Annotated in this window: 15 protein-coding genes and 1 riboswitch; of the genes, 9 read left to right on the forward strand and 6 right to left on the reverse strand. The window is 75.8% G+C overall.

Going from position 1 to position 17,947, the window contains the following annotated elements; genetic code table 11:
• The first annotated feature begins 2 nt into the window (after positions 1-2).
• From IE305_RS22685 to IE305_RS22700, 4 genes are all read left to right on the forward strand, one after another.
• The gene (locus tag IE305_RS22685) at positions 3-929 is read left to right on the forward strand and encodes an NAD-dependent epimerase/dehydratase family protein (protein WP_190131536.1); all 927 of its coding nucleotides are present in this window, start codon (positions 3-5) and stop codon (positions 927-929) included.
• A complete protein-coding gene (locus tag IE305_RS22690; protein ID WP_229891369.1) occupies positions 926-1,633 on the forward strand; it encodes a spherulation-specific family 4 protein in 708 nt (235 codons plus the stop codon). The genes IE305_RS22685 and IE305_RS22690 overlap by 4 nt, the downstream gene beginning before the upstream one ends.
• The gene (locus tag IE305_RS22695) at positions 1,630-2,499 is read left to right on the forward strand and encodes an endo alpha-1,4 polygalactosaminidase (protein WP_190131537.1); all 870 of its coding nucleotides are present in this window, start codon (positions 1,630-1,632) and stop codon (positions 2,497-2,499) included. Before IE305_RS22690 ends, IE305_RS22695 begins: the two co-directional genes overlap by 4 nt.
• 237 nt (positions 2,500-2,736) lie before the next feature.
• A riboswitch (cyclic di-AMP (ydaO/yuaA leader) is annotated at positions 2,737-2,897 on the forward strand.
• A gap of 3 nt (positions 2,898-2,900) precedes the next feature.
• Positions 2,901-3,374, forward strand: a complete 474-nt coding sequence (locus IE305_RS22700; RefSeq protein WP_190131538.1) for a C40 family peptidase — start codon at positions 2,901-2,903, stop codon at positions 3,372-3,374.
• Between the two features lie 40 nt (positions 3,375-3,414).
• On the opposite strand, the gene IE305_RS22705 is transcribed toward IE305_RS22700, so the two are convergent.
• A complete protein-coding gene (locus tag IE305_RS22705; protein WP_190131539.1) occupies positions 3,415-4,659 on the reverse strand; it encodes an MFS transporter in 1,245 nt (414 codons plus the stop codon).
• Between the two features lie 89 nt (positions 4,660-4,748).
• Between IE305_RS22705 and IE305_RS22710 the strand changes: the two genes are divergently transcribed.
• Positions 4,749-5,093 carry an ArsR/SmtB family transcription factor gene (locus tag IE305_RS22710; protein WP_190131540.1) on the forward strand — a complete coding sequence of 115 codons (345 nt, stop codon included), beginning with the start codon at positions 4,749-4,751 and terminating at the stop codon, positions 5,091-5,093.
• A gap of 37 nt (positions 5,094-5,130) precedes the next feature.
• Here the strand turns inward: IE305_RS22710 and IE305_RS22715 are convergent, their stop codons facing one another.
• Positions 5,131-5,529 (reverse strand): YchJ family protein, encoded by a 399-nt coding sequence (locus IE305_RS22715; protein WP_190131541.1) that lies wholly within the window; start codon positions 5,527-5,529, stop codon positions 5,131-5,133.
• Positions 5,530-5,595: 66 nt separating this feature from the next.
• Between IE305_RS22715 and IE305_RS22720 the strand changes: the two genes are divergently transcribed.
• Positions 5,596-6,099, forward strand: a complete 504-nt coding sequence (locus IE305_RS22720; RefSeq protein ID WP_190131542.1) for a MarR family winged helix-turn-helix transcriptional regulator — start codon at positions 5,596-5,598, stop codon at positions 6,097-6,099.
• Between the two features lie 27 nt (positions 6,100-6,126).
• Complete coding sequence (locus tag IE305_RS22725; protein WP_229891371.1) at positions 6,127-7,662, forward strand: MFS transporter; 1,536 nt, start codon at positions 6,127-6,129, stop codon at positions 7,660-7,662.
• Here the strand turns inward: IE305_RS22725 and lanKC (IE305_RS22730) are convergent.
• The 3 genes from lanKC (IE305_RS22730) to IE305_RS22740 form a co-directional block, all read right to left on the reverse strand.
• Positions 7,640-10,186 carry a class III lanthionine synthetase LanKC gene (lanKC, locus tag IE305_RS22730; RefSeq protein WP_190131543.1) on the reverse strand — a complete coding sequence of 849 codons (2,547 nt, stop codon included), beginning with the start codon at positions 10,184-10,186 and terminating at the stop codon, positions 7,640-7,642. The two genes, IE305_RS22725 and lanKC (IE305_RS22730), sit on opposite strands and share 23 nt — an antisense overlap.
• A 125-nt stretch (positions 10,187-10,311) precedes the next feature.
• Positions 10,312-12,951 carry a class III lanthionine synthetase LanKC gene (gene lanKC / locus IE305_RS22735; protein WP_190131544.1) on the reverse strand — a complete coding sequence of 880 codons (2,640 nt, stop codon included), beginning with the start codon at positions 12,949-12,951 and terminating at the stop codon, positions 10,312-10,314.
• Between the two features lie 16 nt (positions 12,952-12,967).
• Positions 12,968-14,029: a radical SAM protein gene (locus IE305_RS22740; RefSeq protein WP_190131545.1), complete on the reverse strand. Its 1,062-nt coding sequence runs from the start codon at positions 14,027-14,029 to the stop codon at positions 12,968-12,970.
• Between the two features lie 174 nt (positions 14,030-14,203).
• Between IE305_RS22740 and IE305_RS22745 the strand changes: the two genes are divergently transcribed.
• Together IE305_RS22745 and IE305_RS22750 are read left to right on the forward strand one after the other, a co-directional pair.
• Complete coding sequence (locus IE305_RS22745) at positions 14,204-16,276, forward strand: sensor histidine kinase (RefSeq protein WP_190131546.1); 2,073 nt, start codon at positions 14,204-14,206, stop codon at positions 16,274-16,276.
• Positions 16,269-16,967 (forward strand): response regulator, encoded by a 699-nt coding sequence (locus tag IE305_RS22750; RefSeq protein ID WP_190131547.1) that lies wholly within the window; start codon positions 16,269-16,271, stop codon positions 16,965-16,967. Before IE305_RS22745 ends, IE305_RS22750 begins: the two co-directional genes overlap by 8 nt.
• Here IE305_RS22750 and IE305_RS22755 read toward each other — a convergent pair.
• Positions 16,964-17,932 (reverse strand): 2OG-Fe(II) oxygenase, encoded by a 969-nt coding sequence (locus tag IE305_RS22755; protein ID WP_190131548.1) that lies wholly within the window; start codon positions 17,930-17,932, stop codon positions 16,964-16,966. The genes IE305_RS22750 and IE305_RS22755 overlap by 4 nt on opposite strands.
• Between the last annotated feature and the right edge of the window lie 15 nt (positions 17,933-17,947).

The raw sequence follows: 17,947 nt of genomic DNA on the forward strand, positions 1-17,947 counted from the left end.
CCATGCGCGTCCTCGTCCTGGGGGCCACCGGCTTCCTGGGCCGGCACACCGCCGACCGCCTGCGCGCCCTCCCGGGCGTGCGGGTGCTCGCCGGCGGCCGGTCACCCGCCGGCGGCCCCGTCGATGTCCACGCCGACCTGGCCGGCGCCGACGTGCCCGGCCTCGCCGCCGCGCTGCGCGCCGCCGCCCCCGACGCCGTCGTCAACTGTGCCGGCGCCGTCGCCGGCGGCCCCGTCGAGCTCACCGCCCTCAACGCCCGCGGCCCCGCGGTCCTGTGCGAGGCGCTGCTGCGGGCCGCACCCGGCGCCCGCCTCGTCCACCTGGGCTCGGCCGCCGAGTACGGCCCCGCCGACGGACGGCGGCCCGCCACCGAGACCGGCCCCGCCCGGCCCCTCGGCCTGTACGGCGCGAGCAAGCTCGCCGGCACCCTCGCGGTGACCGGCTCCGGCCTGGACGCCGTCGTCCTGCGGGTGTTCAACCCCGTCGGCCCCGGCGCCCCGGCCGCCTCCCTGCCCGGCCGGCTCGCCCGCGAGCTGCGCCGGGCCGCACCGGGGGAGCGGGTGCGCACCGGCGACCTGTCCGCGCACCGCGACTTCCTCGACGCCCGCGACCTCGCCGAGGCCGTCGCCCTCGCCGTCACCGCCCCCGGCCCGCTGCCGCCGGTCCTCAACGCCGGCAGCGGCACCGCCCGCCCGGTACGGGACGTCGCCGGGGCCCTGCTGCGCGCCGCCGGCCGCCCCGGGCCCACCGCGGACCACATCGCGGAGGACGGCGACGGCTCCCCGCGCTCGGCCGCCGTGCCCTGGCAGTGCGCCGACGTCACCGCCACCGGCCGGGCGCTCGGCTGGGCGCCGCGCCGCACCCTGGAGGAGTCCCTCGCCGACCTGTGGGCCACCACCGCCCCACCGGTGACGGAGGCCGCACCGTGACCGGAACTCCCGCCTCGGTGCCGCCGGAGCCCGTACAGCGGTTGCTCGTGCCGCTGTACGCCCACCCCGGGGCGCACCCCGCCGAATGGGCCGCCGTGGCCCGGGCCGCAGGCCGCGTCCACGCCGTCGTGCTCAACGTGGCCGACGGCCCCGGCGACCGGCCCGACCCCGCCTTCACCGACGCCGCCCGCCGCCTGCGCGCGGCCGGTGTACGGGTGCTGGGCTACGCCGACACCGCGTACGGCCGCCGCCCGCCCCGCGCCGTGGCCGCCGACATCCGCCGGCACCGCCGCTGGTACCGCGTGGACGGGGTCTTCCTCGACCAGGTCTCGGCCCGCGCCGCGCTCCTGCCCCGCTACCGGGGGCTGGTCCTGACGGCCCGCCTGCTCGGCGCCCGCACCACCGTCCTCAACCCCGGCACCCACCCCGACCCGGGCTACGCCGACCTGGCCGACCTGCTGGTCACCTTCGAGGGCACCTGGGAGGACCACCGCCGCCTCACCGTCCCCGCCTGGACCGCGGGCCACCCGCCGGAGCGCTTCTGCCACCTGGTCCACGGGGTGCCCGCCGACCGGGCCGGCGAGGTGGCCCGCACCGCCGGCGCCCTGGGCGCCGGCGTGCACTGCGCCGTGCCGGGCGGCGGCCCCAACCCCTGGCGCACGGCGCCGCTGGGCACCGCCACGACCACGGAGGCCGCACGGTGACGCGACGCCACCCACGGGCCGGGCTGCTCACCGCCGCCCTCCTGCTCCTCCTGACCGGCTGCGCCGGCGGTCAGGACGGCGACGACGAGGCGGAGGAGCACCCCTCGCAGCAGCCGACGGCCCCGTCCGCCACCGCCCCGCCGTCCGCCACCGGTTCACCCGGCCCCCGCTGGCAGCCACGGCCCGGCACGCGCTGGCAGTGGCAGCTCGGCGGCAGCGTCGACACCGGCGTGGACGCCCCCGTCTACGACATCGACGGCTTCGAGAACTCCGCGGAGACGGTGGCCCGGCTGCACGCCCGCGGCCGCAAGGTCATCTGCTACGTCAACGCGGGGGCCTGGGAGGACTTCCGGCCCGATCAGCGCCGCTTCCCCAAGGAACTGCTCGGGAAGAAGAACAAGGGCTGGGACGGCGAGAAGTGGCTCGACATCCGCCGCCTGGACGTGCTGCGCCCGATCATGGCGGCACGGTTCGACATGTGCCGGCAGAAGGGGTTCGACGCGGTGGAACCCGATCTGACGGAGGGGTTCCGGAACCGCACCGGATTTCCGCTGACGGCGGGGGACCAGCTCGCCTTCAACCGGATGCTGGCGTCATTGGCCCATGAACGCGGTTTGTCGATCGGACTGAAGAACGACCTGGAACAGATTCCCCAGCTGGTCGACGACTTCGACTTCGCGGTGAACGAGCAGTGCGCTCAGTACGGCGAGTGCGAGCGGCTGACGCCCTTCATCAAAAAGGGCAAAGCGGTCTTCCATGTCGAATACGACCTGCCCACCGAGAAGTTCTGCGCCACCGCGCAGCGGCTCGGGCTCAGCTCGATGCGGAAGAAACTGGAACTCGACGCCTGGCGGCAGCCCTGTTGACGAAGCCCCGCGGAACCTTCGATTCCATGCTCCGATTCCCCGTCATGACAAGGGTTTAAAGGCTGGTCAGGCCCTGAGGAAAGGAGCCGGTTCCGGCTTCCCCCCGGAAGTGAAGAAGTTCACAGAACGGCATCTCGGCTGCGGATTCGGGTGATTGATGGTGCAGGATCTCTCCCCGAACACAAGATCCCGTCAACCGGACGGGCCGCCCGGGCGGACGCCGAGTCCTGCCGCCGCCCCGGGTGCGGACCGAGTGTGATGGATCGGCAGGAGCGGGAGACCCGAGCAGTACGGACCACGAACGCGGTGGTCCTCGGGGTGAAGCCACACCGTGGCCGGGCAACTTCGCAGCCCGAACCCGACAGGTCATCTTTCGCAGGCGGATGCCGAAGGGCTTAGGCATGTCCGCATTGCCTCGAATACCCGCGCTCGCTTCCCGGGCCGCCACCGCGTCGGCCCTCACCGCGGCCACCCTGGCCGCCTCCGTGCTCGTCCCGGGCCTCGCCGCCGACGCCCAGGCCGCCACCGCCGGCGAGCAGGCGCTCAAGGTCGCCGCCGCCAAGCAGGGCTCGCCCTACCAGTGGGGCGCCGCCGGCCCCAACCGCTTCGACTGCTCGGGCCTGACCCAGTACTCGTTCAAGCGCGTCGGCAAGACCCTCCCGCGCACGGCGCAGAGCCAGTACAACTCCACCCGCCACATCTCCGGCGGCTCCCGCCAGACCGGCGACCTGGTGTTCTTCCACTCCGGCAGCAACGTCTACCACGTGGGGATCTACGCGGGTAACAACAAGATCTGGCACGCCCCCAAGCCGGGCACCACCGTCCGGCTGGAGAAGATCTGGACGAACAGCGTCTGGTACGGCCGCGTGCGCTAGCCCACGGCCGCCCGCACCACATGCCCCGCCCGCCGCGTCGCTACCGCGACCGGCCGGGCGGGGTCCGCGTTCCGCGCCTGGTCAGCACCAGCAGTACCACCAGGCACAGGGCGGCGATGACCCAGGCGAAGACCTGCACGGCCGTCAGCAGCCCCGAGATGGTGGCCAGGAACCCCACCCCGGTCACGGGCAGGCCCACGCCCAGATAGACGATGACGTAGAAGGTCGACAGCACGTCGGCGTGCCGGTCCGCGGGCGCCGCCTGGCTCACCGCGGTCAGCCCGCCCAGGAAGGCCAGGCCCTGTCCGGTGCCCACCGTCGCGATCGCCAGGAGCAGCAGCGTGAGCGACGCCAGGCTCCCCGCGAGGGCGAGCAGGACCAGCCCGGCGGCCAGCAGCGGAAGACCCGTCAGCTGGAGCCTCCGGGCCGCCCGGCCGTAACCGGCGAGCTGCGCCACCGCGGAACAGGCCAGCATCAGCGCCACCACCGCGCCGCCCAGCAGCAGGTTGCCGCTGCCCGACAGAGTGGCCACGTAGGCCGGGGCCAGCGCCAGCGACAGGCCGGTCACGGCGAACGCGAGGAACGCGGCCGTGCCGCTCGTGGCGAACACCGGCCGCAGGTCCCGGGGGATGCCCGGCCGCCGGGGCCGCCACGGGCTCCGGGACTCCGCCGCAGGCAGCGCCAGCACCGCCGCGGCCGCGGGCACCAGCAGCAGGATCTCCAGGGCGAACGGCAGGACGCGGGGCGCCGGCGCGTACTGGGCGAGCGCACCGCCCGCGACGGGGCCCAGGCCCAGGCCGCCCACGGACGTCACGGTCGCCACCAGGGCCGCCCGGCGGCGGTCGCCCGTGGGCTCGAGTTCCGCCAGGGCGGCGGTCAGCGGCCCGGACGCCGCGCCCAGCGCGAGCCCTTGCAGTGCTCGCGCGGCGAACAGCCACCCCGGGCCCGACGCGAAGGCGAAGACCAGTGCCCCCGCCGCGGCGAGGACCACCGCCGGCAACAGCACGGCCCGGCGGCCCACCGCGTCCGACAGCGACCCGGCGAGCAGCAGGGACGGGACGAGCGCGGCCACGTACACGGCGAAGACGAGCGTCACGACCAGCGGTGAGATGCCGAAGGCCGCCTGGTACCCCCGGTACAGCGGCGTGGGCAGGTTCGTCCCGGTCAGCAGGACGAGCAGGGCGTAGGCCGCGCCCCGGAAGCGTGCGCGCCCCGGGCGTGCGGGTGCGGTGCGGCGCAGTGGTGACCGGCCGGCGGGCGCGGTGGCCCGGCGGGTGAGAGGCATGGGGGTCCCCTTTCGCGGCGCTTCATGTTCGGAGATTGCGAACATAGCAGATGTTCGGATGTGCCGAACATGTTGGGTATGCTGCTCCCATGGCCAGTCGTACCGCGACCGAACTCGTCCACCCCGACCGGGCGGAGCTGCGCTTCACCGCCGTGCTCGCCGCCCTCGGCGACCCCGTCCGGCTGGCGATCGTGGCCCGGCTCGCCGACGCCGGGCCCGAGGGCGAACTGGCGTGCGCGACGTTCTCCCTGCCCGTCAGCAAGTCCACGCAGAGCGGGCACTTCAGGACGCTCCGGGAAGCCGGGGTGATCCGCCAGCGGGACGAGGGGACGCGGCGGATGAACCGGCTGCGGCGCGAGGACCTCGACGCGCGCTTCCCCGGCCTGCTCGACCTGGCGGTCCCTCAAGGACGCGCGGTGATCGCCGGCTGGTGAGCCGGCGGATGGGCCGGCCGGTGGGCCGGCCCGCGGCTCACTCCGCCGCGTCGACGTACACCCACGCCCCGTCCTCGCGGACGAAGCGGCTCAGCTCGTGCTGGGCGTCGGGACGGCCGCCCGCCACGCAGTGGGCGCGGAACTCCACGGTGCCCTCGGTGTGGAAGGCCGTGCCGCCCGACGTCGCGAGGACCTCGAGGCCCGTCCAGCGGACCGCCGGGTCCAGCTCCAGGGCCGGCGGGCGCGTCGAGGAGTGCCAGGTGCGCATCAGGTAGGCCGTGTCGCCCACCACGAAGGCGCTGTAGCGGGAACGCATCAGCCGTTCGGCCGTGGGCGCGGTGGCGCGGCCCGCGTGCAGGGCGCCGCAGCACTCGCCGTAGGACGCGTCCCGTCCGCAGGGGCAGGGCGAGGCAGGGGTGACGGGTGAGGTGGACATCCCCCGATTCTGCCAGGGCCCCGACCGCGTAGGCTCGTACGGGGGCGCGAGGGCGAGAGGGGTCACGTGGCGCAGGAGACCGGGGAGCCGGGCATCGCGACGGCGGAGCAGGCGGCGAACGACAGCCTCGTGCTGGCGTTCGGGCGGTTGCAGGGCGCCGCCAACCGGCTGGAGTACATCCTGGGCCGCGCCATCGAGGAGGAGTGCGGCATCAGCCACCTGATGTTCGAGGTGCTGCTCATCCTCGGCCGCGCCGGCGACCGCGGGCTGCCGATGCGGGCCATCGCGCAGGAACGGGTGCTCAGCACCGGTGGCGTCACCCGTCTGGTCGACCGCATGGAGGCGGCCGGGCTCGTGGTCCGGGACGCCGACCCGGGGGACCGCCGCGGCCGGCTGGTCCGGCTGACCGAGGAGGGCGAACGGACCGTCGTCCGGGCCGCCCGCCTGCACGTGGACAACATCCGGCGGTACTTCCTCGAACCGCTGCCGGAGGAGCACCGCGAGCGGTTCGCCGAGGACCTCAAGGTCCTCAGCCACGCGGCCAGGGACGCCCTGCCCCGCCTGCGCTAGCCCCACGGCCCGCCTATCGTGACCGGCATGAGCGAGGCGACGCCGGCCGCGCCGCCACCGGTGCCCCTGCGGGGCCGGTGGACGATGCTCGCCGTGCTCTGCGCCAGCCTGCTGCTGGTCGCCATGGACGCCACCATCCTCAACGTCGCCCTGCCCTCCCTCATCGAGGACCTCCGGCCCGACGCGCTGGAACAGCTGTGGATCATCGACATCTACGGCCTCGTCCTCGGCGGACTCCTGGTCACCAGCGGCGCGGTCAGCGACCGGTGGGGCCGCAAGCTGCTCTTCCTCTCCGGCTTCGTGCTGTTCGGCGTCGCCTCCGTCCTCGCGGCCACCGCACACACCTCCGTGCAGCTCATCGGCGGCCGGGTGCTGCTGGGCCTCGGCGGCGCCCTGGTGATGCCGTCCACCCTCTCGCTGATCCGCACCATCTTCACCGACCCCCGCGAACGGGCCCGGGCCATCGGCGTCTGGGCCGCCGTGGCGGGCGCCGGCGCCTGCGTGGGGCCGCTCGTCGGCGGCGCGCTCGTGGAGCGGTACTCCTGGCAGGCCGCCTTCTGGGTGAACGTGCCCGTCGTCGTCGCCACGGTCGCCGCCGGCGTCCGGCTGCTGCCCGAGTACCGCGCCCCCGGCACCGGCCCGCTCGACTGGCCCGGCGCCCTCCTGTCCGTGGCCGGCGTCATCGCCCTGGCCTGGGGCATCAAGCACCTCGCCAAGGGCGGCCCCGAAGCGGCCGACGTGGTCATCCTCCTCGCCGGCATCGTCCTGCTGGCCCTGTTCGCCCGCCGTCAGCTGCGCCTGCACGACCCGCTGCTGGACGTCCGTCTGTTCCGCAACGGGCCGTTCGTCGCCGCCGCGCTCGCCACCCTGCTGGCGATGCTCGCCATCGGCGCCGCGCTGTTCCTCATCTCGCTGTGGCTCCAGTACGTGCACGGCTACTCGCCGTCCGAGGCCGGCCTGCGCACCCTGCCGTCCGCGCTCGCCATGCTCGCCGGGTCGCTCGCCTCGCCCTGGCTGATGCACCACATGGGCGTGCGGACCGTCCTGGCCACGGGCCTGGGCGCACTGGCGGCCGGCTTCCTGCTGCTGGCCCTCGCCCCCGAGCCCACCACCTACCCCGTGGTCGCCGTCGTGCTCGCCGGGCTCGGCCTCGGCGACGGCCTGGCCATCACCGCCTCGGCCTCCGTCCTCGTCTCCTCCGTGCCGCAGCACCGCGCCGGCCAGGCCGGCGCGGTGTCCGAGACGGCCTACGAACTCGGCGTCGGCCTCGGCGTGGCCCTGCTCGGCAGCATCCACGCCGCCGTCTACGCCTCCCGCATGACCGGCGCGCTGCCGCTCGGCGCGGCCGACGCCGCCCTCGCCCGCGAGTCGGTCGGCGGGGCCGCCGAGGCGGCCGAGGCGGCCGGCGGCGACCGGGGCCGCCAGGTGCTGCGGGCCGCGCGGGCCGCCTTCGACCACGCGCTGACCACCACCGCCTACGTGTCCGTCGGCATCGTCGTCACCGTCACCGTGCTCGTGGTGTGCCTCGTCCCGCGCGGCTTCAAGGTGACGGGCAGCCACTGACGGCCCCGGCCCCCGCCAACAGCGGAAGCGAGGCGGGCTCCTCCGCCCCCGCCCGGACCGCGCCGTGCACCGCCAGCAGCACCCCCGCCGTCCCCGTGGCCAGGTCCATCGACAGCCGCACCATCCCCTCCATCGGGAAGGCCAGCTCGCCCCCGAAGCCCACCGCGTGCACCGCGAGCGCCCGCAACTGCGCACGCCGGGCCGCCTCGCCGGCGCCCGGCTCCTCCAGCTGCGTCGACGCGTACAGCAACCCGGCGTGCCCCTCGAACAACCCCGACGACGGCAGCAGCGGCACACCGAGACCGCCCCGGATGCCGGCCAGCAGCCCCGCCAGCTCCTCGTCGTCACGGTGACGCAGGTACGCGCGCAGGGCCAGGCCCACGCCCGCGCTGCCGCCCGCCAGCCCGTAACGGCGGCCGGCCCCCTGCCGTACGGCGACGTGACCGGCGGCGTCCACCGCGCAGTGCGCCGCCTCCCGGGCCAGCGCCGCACGGGCGCACCGCAGCCAGCGTTCCTCGCCCGTCCGTTCGTACAGCCGGGTGAACAGCAGGGCCGGGCCCGACCAGCCGTGCGCCAGCCCCACGCCTGCCGGCCCGTCACCGTGCTCCGCCAGCACGGCGGCGAGCCGCCCGGCCCCCTCCACGTCGCCGAACCGGTCGAGGGCCAGGCCGATGCCGGCCAGCCCGCCCGCCAGTCCGGCGCCGCAGCCGCGCAGGTCGAAGCCGGCCAGCCGCTCCAGCACCTCCGCGGCGGCGTCGGCGCGCCCCAGCTCGTGCAGCACGCACGCCACGCCGGCCAGCCCGTCGTACAGCCCCGGCCGCGGCCAGCGGGTGCGCTCCACGGCCCGCACCAGCCACGTCGTGCACGCCTCCGGGACCGGCTCCCCGCCCGTACCGGTGACGTGCAGGGCGTGCAGGACGCCCGCCGCGCCGAAGGCCACCGCCGTCGCCTGGCCGTCGAACTGCCGTACGTCGCCCGGGAAGAGCCGGTCCGTGCGTTCCGGTGTGGCGCTGCGCAGCACCGCCGCCCGCAGCGAGTCCAGCACCGGTCCCCAGCCGCCGGCCGGCGCCCCCGGAACGGGGGCGAACGCGACGCGGGGCGGGGCGGGGACGTGGCCCGGCGGCGGGGCGAGGCCCGTCCGCAGCCGGGCCGTGAAGCCGTCCGGCAGCGGGAAGTGCTGCCGGGCCAGGGCGGTCAGCTGTTCGTGCTTGCGCGCGTCGAACCGCATCAGCTGCGTCAGCGGGCAGAACACCGCCAGCCGCAGGCAGTCGAGCGCGTACGCGTCCACGGCCCGGCCCCGCCGTGCCCACGGCGCGACGAACCCGGCGGCGCCCAGGGCCGGCCGGTGCTCCTCGTCCGTGCCGGCCGCCGCCTCGAAGTCCACCAGGCACACGCCGCCCTCCGGCCGCAGCAGCACATTGCCCGGGTGCAGGTCGCCGAAGACCACGCCGCGCGCGTGCACCGCGGCCAGCGCCCGTTCCACCGCCTCCAGCACGCCCAGCGCCCAGCGGGCGTACGTGGCGGCCGCCCGCGCGTCGCCGCCGCCCGGCCGCATCAGGGGATGGCGCCGGGCGACCGCCTCGTCCAGCCGTTCCCCGGCGACGTACTCCTCCGCCAGGTAGTGGTGCTCCCAGTGCCGGAAGAGGCCCAGGACGGCCGGGACGCACGGCAGGCCGGCGAGCCGGCGCAGCACCGCGTGCTCCCGGTGCAGGCGGGCCACCGCGTCGGTGCCGCCGTCGTCGACCCCCGCGTACGGGCGGGCCTCGCGCAGCACCACGCGCCGGCCGGTGCGCGGGTCGACGGCCCGGTAGACGCCGCCGCCGTTGGAGAACCGCAGCGCCTTCTCCACCCGGTACGGCAGGCCGGCGCCGGCCCCCGGGCGCAGCCGGCGGATGCGGTCGGCGACGAACGGCGGTACGTGCGCCCACGGCGGCACCCGGAACACCGGGCCCCGCGCGTCCGGCACCGCCCGGCCGTCCGGCCCCAGCACGGCGGGCACGTAGCCGCCGTCGGGACCGAAGCAGTACCGCGGGACGAAGGCGCCGTACCGGACGTGCAGGGGGCCGTCGTCCCAGCGCAGGTCGCTGAGGATGTACGGGCCGCGGACCCCGCGCAGCATGTGCGACAGGTCGTGCAGCGCCCGCTCCAGGCACTCCTCGCCGGCCGGGTAGAGGGTGACGAGCTTGCCGCCGGCCGGCCGGGGCGCGCGCTTGCTGTTGGCCAGGGCGAGCAGCCGGTGGCTGCGGAGGAACTTGAAGCCGATGCCGTGGCCGACGCAGTAGTCCCAGACGGTCTCCACGACGCGGGCGGCCTCGCCGGGGGTCGCCGAGGCGTGGATCTTCCAGCCCTGGGCGGGCAGTGGCGTGCCGTCGGGACGCAGCGCCACCCAGCCGCCGTGCTCGGCGCGCCGCCAGCCCGGCGGCGCGGCCCGGCCGGCCGGGGCGAAGCGGTCGGCGGCGTCGTCGACGCGCTCGGGCGCGTCGGCGAAGAGGGGGTCCGCGGCGAGGTGGCCCTGGGCGAGCACGACGTCCTCCCTTGTGTGGCGTGCCCCTTGCACGGTGTGTCATGGCTGCGGGCCGGCCGCCGGCGCCGGCGGCCGGCCGTCCCGGGGAGGCTCAGACCTGTCCGAAGGTGCTCTGGTAGCTGTTGCTACACGGCCACTGGGTGGGCGTCTCCTCCTCCAGGTCCTGGAGTTCCAGGATCTCCAGGACGTCCAGGTTCTCCGACACGTCGTTCACCTCCTTCTCCCTGCGCGGCGTACGGCCCGGCGGCGGCCGGGGGACCCAGGAACGGCAGCACCGGGCCGGGGGCGCCGAACGCCGCCGCCAGGGCCAGCAGCACGCCGGCCGCACCGGTCGCCAGGTCCGCCGACAGGCGCAGCCCGCGGAAGCCGGGGAACGCCAGGTGCCCCCGGTAGCAGCGGGCGTGCCAGGCCAGGCGGCGGACCTGCCGCCGTACGGCCGGGTCGCCGGCGGTCCCGCCCAGCGCCGCCAGCACGGCGAGGCAGCCGGAACGGCCCCGGAACAGGCCGGCGTTGTGCACGTAGACCGCGTCGCAGGTGCGGCGCAGCCCGTCGAGGACGGCGGCCAGCCCGCGGTCCGGCCGGTGCCGCAGGTAGTCGCGCAGCGCGAAGGCCAGGCCCGTGCTACCGCCCTGGAGGTAGGGGAGGTTGCCGTCGCCGGCGAGGGTGACGGTGCCGTCGGGCAGCGTGTGCAGCCGCGCCAGGTCGGGGCGGAGCGCGCGGGCCGCCGCGTCGAGGTGGTGCTCCTCGCCGGTCTCCTCGTACAGGCGCAGGCACAGCACGGCCACGCCCGCCGGGCCGTGCAGCAGGCCGTGGGGCGCAGGCCCGCCCGGCCGGGCCGGCCACGGCCCCTGCTCGACCGCCGCGACGCTGCGGGCCGCGAGGCGCAACGCCCGGTCGCGCAGGGCGGCATCGCCCGTGGCGGTGGCCAGGTACAGCAGCACCAGGGCGATGCCAGCGCTGCCGCCGGCCAGGCCGGCGCCGGTCACCAGGCCCTCCACGGACCGCGCCCGGTCCAGCACGTCGAGGGCTGCGTCCCGCAGCCCCAGCGTCTCCAGGGTGAGCGCCACGCCGTGCAGCCCGTCGTACAGGCCGGGGCGCGGCCACGGGTCGCGGCGGGCGGCGGCCACGAGCCAGGCCGGGTACGCGGCGGGTACGGCGGCCCCCGCGCGGTGCAGGGCGTACAGCACGCCGGCGGCGCCGTGGCCGAGGGAGTGGCCGCCGAGGGCGGCCGGGCCGGTGGGCGTGCCGGGGAAGAGCCGGTCGTCGCGGCCGGGCGTGGCGCAGGCGTGCAGCCCGGCGACGAGCGAGTCGCGCAGCGCGGGCCAGTCCGGCCGTTCGGCGGTCAGCAGCGCGGTGACGCGTTCCTCCGCCGGGTCCGGGGCGTGCCCGCCGGCCGTCATGCCGGTCAGCAGCCCGGTGGCGAAGCCCCGCGGCACCGGGTAGTGCTCCTCGACGGCCGAGGCGAGGGTGCGCAGCGCCGCCGGGCCGCGGCGGGGAAGGGGGAGGGGCAGGAACAGCCACAGCCGGAGCCGGTCCAGCAGGTGCCGGTGGGCGGCGGCGCCGCGCAGCCCGCCGGGCGCCCCGAAGCCCGGGTCGTCCGCCGCGCCGGGCCGGTCGTCGGAGGCGTCGGTGAGGTGGCCGGCGCCGACCAGGGCGATCCGGCCGCCGGGGCACAGCAGCACGCTGCGCGGGTGCAGTTCCGTCAGGCGCAGGCCCCGGCCCAGGAGGCCGTCCAGCGCCCGCCCCACGCGGTCGGCGACGCCGAGCGCCCAGGCCGTGTAGGGCCCGGCCTCGTGGGCGGCGCGGCGGGCCGAGGTGAGCGGGAAGGCCGCCGAGGCGGCCCGCAGCAGGGGCGTGCCCTCGATGTACGTGCGGGCCGCGAAGAGGTGGTCGGCGCGCTGGTGCAGCCCGAGGGGGCGCGGTACGCAGTCCAGGCCGGCCAGCCGCTCCAGCGCCGCGTGCTCGCGCCGCAGCCGGGTGGGCGCGTCCTCGCCGCGCCGGTCGGGCCCCGCGTGCGGTCCGGCGCCGCGCAGCACCACCCGGTCGCCGGACCGCCGGTCGACGGCCAGGTACGTGCCGCTGCCGTTGCCCTGGCGCAGCGCGCTCCGCACCCGGTAGGGGAAGTCCCCCACGGGGCGGGCCCGCAGGGTCTCCAGGTCCGGCCGGAGCACCGGCGGCAGCGGCACCCACTCGGGCGGGGCGAACACCGCGCGCCGTGGCTCGGGCACGAGCGTGCCGTCGGGCCGCCGCAGCGGCTGCCCGCCGGTCGTGCCGTAGCGGACGTGCAGCGGCCCGGCGCCGTGCCGCAGCGCCCCGGGCACGTACGGGCCGGGGAGCGGGCCGAGCCGGGCGGCGAGCCGGCCGAGGGCGGCGGCGAGACCGTCCTCGCCGGCCGGGTGCACGGTGAGGAGGCGGCCGGAGGAGAACCGGTCGGCGCGGTCGCCGGCCAGTTCGCGCGCGGTGGCCCGGGACCGGGCGAAGGAGAAGGGCAGGCCGTGCGCGACACAGTCCTCCCACACCACGTCGACCGCGTGTTCCAGGGCGTCGAGGACGACCGAGACGTGGATCTGCCAGCCCTGGCCCGGCAGCGGTGTGCCGTGCGGCCGCAGCGTGACGCACCAGCCGGAGACGGTGCGTTCCCAGCCGGGCGGCGCGGGGCGGCGGGCCGCGGCCAGCCGGTCGTGCTCGTCGGGGTAGCGCTCGGGCAGGTCGTAGAAGACGGGGTCGGCGAGGCAGAAGCGGTCGTAGTCCTGGAGCGTCAGCACGTGCGTCCTCCGGGGCTCAGCCGACGGGGGCGGTGAACTCCGGGGGGTTGGTGCGCACCGACCGGCGGTCGATGCGCGACCGCACCTCGGCCGAGCCGAAGCGGTAGTCGAGGCGCCGCACGGCCTCCGCCCAGTCCTGCATCGTGCGCACGGCCGAGAGCGTCTCCACCACGAACGGGTCGCTCAGCCGCGACACCCCGCGGTGCCACAGGTCCAGCGGGGATTCCTGGAGAATATTGCCCACCGTCCCCTCGTAAACGGGCAGGGCCCGTACGTCGCCGTCCGGTTCGATCTGCATCACGAGCGAGTCGACGCCCCGGGCGAAACGGTCCGGCCGCATGACGAGGTTCTGATTGTCGGTGGTGTGCACCCGTACGCCCTCCGGGGCCAGTTCTCGCAGCCGGGCCACCATCGCCGGGCTCGTCAGCCACGCCACCTGGTCGTCGTCGAGCAGTTCGAAACGGCAGAATTCCGGGCGGCTGGCCAGCCCTTCGGGAACGGCCGCGTTGAAGGTGATGGTCCGCAATTCCGGGAAGCGCGGCGCGATGGCCGTGCAGAATTCCTCCAGTTGCGGCAGATTGCTGCGCACCACGACGCAGTCGATGCCGAACCACAGCGGCCGCAGACCCTGCCGCCGTCGCTCGCGGGCCACGCCGCTGAGCATCGTCAGCGCGCTCAGGGCCCGGTCGAACGAGCCGCGCCGGCCCCGGATCCGGTCGTGGACCTGCGCCGTCGCCCCGTCCAGACTGACGATGACCTCGTCGAACACCTGGGCAAGCCCGTCGGCCATCCACGGCTCCATGACCCAGCCGCTGGTGTAGACGGCCGTCTTCACACCGGCCCGGGAAAGCCGCCCGGCCACCTCGAAGAGCCCCTTGACGAGCAGGGGTTCGCCGCCCGACAGCGCGACCACCCGCGGACCCAGCGAGATCAGTGCGTCCGCCACCCTGAGCATGTCCTCCGGGCTCAATTGCCGCGACGGCCGCCGGCCCGATTCCGAATAGCAGTGCGAGCAACGCAGCGGGCACGCATACGTGGTGTCCCAGACCACCACCTCCGGACCGGACGACACGCTCATGGCTCCCTTTCCCGGCTGCAATTGCGAGATACACCGAAGTGTGCCGGGGCACCGCGGGGGCGCGTACCCGGCAATCCCCCGACCGCACTGGTGGTTTTCCTCCACCCCGTTAGCGGGACATCATCTGGACTGCCGTCCGCACCGCCCCGATAATGACGCGCGTGAAGGACAGGCGTGCGCGGTAACGGCCGCGCGCTCGGGGCCGCCGCGGTGGCCGGCGGACTGTGCCTGCTGTGGGCGGCGACCACGGGTGCGTTCCTGCTGCGGAACAACACCGTCACCCTGCCCTGGATCCTCGGCGCGGTCCTGCCCTGCTACTGCGCCGGGCTGTTCGCCTGGTGGCACGCCCCCACCCACCCCGTGGCCCGCCGCCTGCTGCTGATCGGCACCGCCCTGTCGGCGAGCATCGGCATCCGCTACACCTCGGCCCTCCTCACCACCTGGTACGGCTGGGACCTGCGCGCCCCCGAGAACGGCCTGCCCTCGCCCACCGCCGCGCTGGCCGTGCTGCCCGCCGAGTGGGACAACCTGACGGTCAGCATCCTCGTCGTCCACCTGCTCGCGCTGCTGCCCGACGGCCGGCCGCGGTTCCGCGGCGAACTCCTCGTGCTGCGCTCGCTGTGGGCGCTGCTCGCGCTGCCCGTGGCCCTGCCCGCGGCCGGGGTGCCCACGCACGGCGTGGAGTACGCCGTCTTCTACTACCCCGAGGCGTGGCTGCCCGGCATCGGCGCCACCCTCCTCGTCATGCGCTGCCTGCGCGGGCGCGCCGCGGGCCGGCGCGACCTGGCCGCGCTGCTGCCGGTGGCCACCGGCGCCGCCGCCCTCTTCCTGGGCCGGGCCGCCTCCCGCCTGTTCCGCAGCTGGCACGGCGAGACCGGCGTGCTCTACCTCGTCGGCTCCCTGCTGGGCGCCCTGCCCTACGTCCTGATCTCCCTCTCCGTCGTCTACGCCGCCTTCCGCTACCGGCTGCTGGGCGTCGACATCGTCATCCGCCGCTCGGTGGTCTACGGCACGCTGTGGCTCATCATCAGCGGCTGGTACCTGGGCATGGCGATGACGCTGGGCCTCACCGCCGGCCAGTACTTCCCCATCGGCCTGTCGGTGCTCATCGCGGTCACCGCCACCGCCCTGTTCCAGCCGCTGCGGGCCCGCCTCAACCAGCTCGCCGAACGCCGCGTCTTCGGCCGCCGCCTGACCAGCTTCGAGCTCCTCGTCCAGTTCGGCAGCGCTCTCGAACACGCCTACGACCTCAGCCGGCTGGCCCCCCAGCTGGCCGCCGGCCTCCAGGTCGGGCTCGGCCTGCGCTGGGCCCGGGTCCGCCTCGGCGCCGGCGACGACCTGCCCGTGCACACCGGCACCGCCGGCGAGGAGCCCGACGGCTGCGCCGCCGCGGCCGGCGGCGCCCGCGGCTTCCCCCTCCGCTACGGCAACGACGTACTGGGCCTCATCGAGTACGGCCCCAAGACCGAGGGCCGCTTCACGCCCGAGGACCACGACGTCGTCGAGACCCTCGCCCGGCAGGCCGCCCTCGCCGTGCACAACGTCCGGCTGGCCGCCGAACTGTCCACCCGCGTCGACGAGGTGCAGCGCCAGGCCGGCGAACTGGACGCCTCCCGGGCCCGGATCGTGCACGCCCAGGACACCGAGCGGCGCCGCATCGAGCGGCGCCTGCACGACGGCATCCAGCAGGACCTGGTCGCCCTCGTCGCCAAGCTGCGGCTGGCCCGCAACCGGCTCGGCCGCGGCGGCGACATCGACGCCGTCCTCACCGAGGTGCAGGACGACGCCTACCGCGTCATCGACGAACTGCGCGAGGTCGCCCACGGCATCCACTCGCCCGTCCTCAGCGACCAGGGCCTGGTGGCCGCCGTCACCTCCCGGGCCCGGCGGATGCCCATCCCCGTGACCGTGCGCGTCGACCCCTCCCTGGACCGGGTGCGCTTCGCCCTGGACATCGAGGAGTCCGCGTTCTACCTGGTCTCCGAGGCGCTCACCAACGTCCTCAAGCACGCGGACGCCACCCACGTCACCATCCGGATGTCCCGCTCCGACGGCTGGCTGGTGGTGGAGGTCCGCGACGACGGCGTCGGCTTCCCCACCGGCACCACCCGGGGCCTGGGGCTGACCGGCATGCGCGACCGGATCGAGGCGGTGGGCGGCGACCTGCTCATCACCAGCGGATCCGGCGCCGGCACCACCATCCGCTCGCGGCTGGCCGAGCGGGTACGGGAGGAGAGCCATGACTGAAGCACCCATGCGCGTCGTCATCGCCGAGGACCACTACCTGGTGCGGGAGGGCACCCGCCGGCTGCTGGAGGACACCGGCGCCGTCGGCGTCGTCGCCGCCGTCGGCGACGGCACGGAACTCCTGCGCGCCGTCGACGCGCTGCGGCCCGAGGCCGTCATCGCCGACATCCGCATGCCCCCCACCCACCACACCGAGGGCATCGCCGCCGCCCACGCCATCCGCGCCGCCCACCCCCGCATCGGCGTCGTCATGCTCTCCCAGCACGCCGACGAGAACTACGCCTTCGAACTCTTCCGGCGCGGCACCGACGGCCTGGCCTACCTCCTCAAGGAACGCATCGGCGAACTCGACGAACTGCTGCGCGCCCTGCGCGAGGTGGCCTCCGGCCGCTCGGTGGTCGACCCCCGCATCGTCGAGGTCCTCATGGGCAGCCACACCCGCGCCGCCGACGCCCCGCTGGCCTGCCTGACCCGCCGGGAGCTGGACGTGCTGCGGCACATGGCCGAGGGCAAGACCAACCGGGCCATCGCCAAGGCCCTCGTCCTGTCGGAGTCGACCATCGAGAAACACGTCAACTCCACCTTCGCCAAACTCGGCCTGGCCGAGGAGACCCAGCTCCACCGCCGCGTCAGCGCCGTCCTCGCCTACCTCCGCCACGCCCCCGCCTCCCGCACCCGCGGCATGCCTTAGGGAGCGTCCCAGAGGTCCTCCCAGGTGATCACCGGGCTCGCCGCCCGCAGGCCGAAGTCCACGGCCGGGTCCCGGACCGGCCACTTCAGCCGCAGCCAGTGGGGCAGCGTGGCCGCGATGCCGTCGTCGGCCGCCAGGTGCCAGAAGGTGTTCGAGTCCCGCCGCGCCAAGTACGGGCAGAGGAAGGAGACCACCAGCGTCACCCGGCGGCCCCGCGTGACGGGCGTGACGGCGTGGAAGACCCGGCTGCCGTGCAGGAACAGCGCCGCGCCGCGCTCGCCGCACGGGGCCTCCACCAGCCGCGGGTCCCCGGCCCGTACGGAGGCGAAGGCGTCGGCCCGGCCGCGGAAGTAGGTGAAGCGGCCCCCGTCGTAGTCCTCCTCGCCCGTGAGTTGCAGCGTGAGGACGTGGTCCATGCCGTCGGTGTGCCACTTCACGAGGTCGTGGCCGTCACTCGGCTCGAAGTAGTTGATCTGCACGGTGGGCAGCCGCAGCGGGTGCGGGACGAGCGGCACGCCGGCCAGGCGCGAGCAGGCCAGCAGGAACGCCCGGTCGCGGACCATGTTGTACAGGAACGCCGACGCCCGGTCGGCGCCGCGCACCCGCCGGGTGGTGATGAAGCGGCTGGTGCCGGCGGCGGGCTCCAGCCGGTCGCACACCTCGGCGAGGTGGTCCAGCCCCTGCGGGGTGAGGATCCGCACCGGCCCGGCCAGCGCCGTGTCGTCGACCACGCCGTGGGACCGGTTCAGCTCGTGCCCGGCGTAGCCGAACTCCCGCAGCGAGACACGCGGCCCCCGCACGTCGCGGGCCACGAACCCGCTGCACCAGCGCGGCTCACCCGGCAGCGGGGGGACCCGCCGGGGCGGGCGCCCGCGCAGGGCGTGCCGGAGCTGCTCGAGGCCGGTGGCGGAACGGGGGTGGTCGAGGGCGGTGCCTGCCTGGTGCCTCTCCCGGGCCGTCGTCATGCGGCCATTGGAGCG

Source organism: Streptomyces mashuensis (assembly GCF_014654785.1).
GTDB classification, from domain to species: Bacteria; Actinomycetota; Actinomycetes; order Streptomycetales; family Streptomycetaceae; genus Streptomyces; species Streptomyces mashuensis.